At 56.8% G+C, this 611-nt stretch carries 1 protein-coding gene; it reads right to left on the bottom strand.

What is annotated here, in order from left to right; translation table 11 throughout:
* The coding region (locus tag U8U01_RS17345) for an RNA-dependent RNA polymerase family protein (protein ID WP_496196415.1) at positions 1 to 566 on the bottom strand (566 nt) is incomplete at its 3' end.
* Between the last annotated feature and the right edge of the window lie 45 nt (positions 567 to 611).

Here is a 611-nt window from a genome sequence, read left to right as displayed (position 1 = left end):
ATCAGCTGCTGGTGGCGCTGGTAAATGGTCTTATGGGGGGCGCTGGGGAAAAACTGCTTTAAGTCCATAAGCAGCACCCCGCCCTGCCTGCCATAGCGCCGGTAATGCCAGCGCAGCTGCTCCTTAAGCTCCCGGAAATGCCAATGCAGGCCCTTACCCTTCTGGCTGGCCCCGTTGTGCTTTATCATGCTGGGGCTGTAGAGGGGCACCAGTACGTTATTACACAGGGTCTTATGCACCTGCCTGTCCGTTACATGGGGCGCGTCTATGGGCCGTATCTTGCCCCTTTCCCGCAGGGTGAAGTGGGAGCATTTCATCGGCTTCCACGTCTGCCCCAGCACCTGCCTGCGGCGTTTGGCTGTGCCAGAAAACAGGTGCATTTCAAAGTTTTGCACGGACTGCTTCCAGCGCACACCGTTGCAGCACTTTTTCCCGTACTTGAACATATCCCGGTAGGAAAATATCTTTTCCACCGGGCCGAGCTGTTCGCAGCGCTTTTGCCTATTTGCCGCCCGTTTTGCTTGGCGGCGTTTGTAACGCGCCTCCCGGCGCTCTTCACTGGTCATAAGTATTCGCCCTCCGTATAGTGTTTGGGGCATTGGTGCCAAAGC

The organism is Acutalibacter caecimuris (genome assembly GCF_034335085.1).
GTDB classification, from domain to species: Bacteria; Bacillota; Clostridia; order Oscillospirales; family Acutalibacteraceae; genus Acutalibacter; species Acutalibacter caecimuris.
This window is presented reverse-complemented; position numbering and strand designations above follow the sequence as displayed.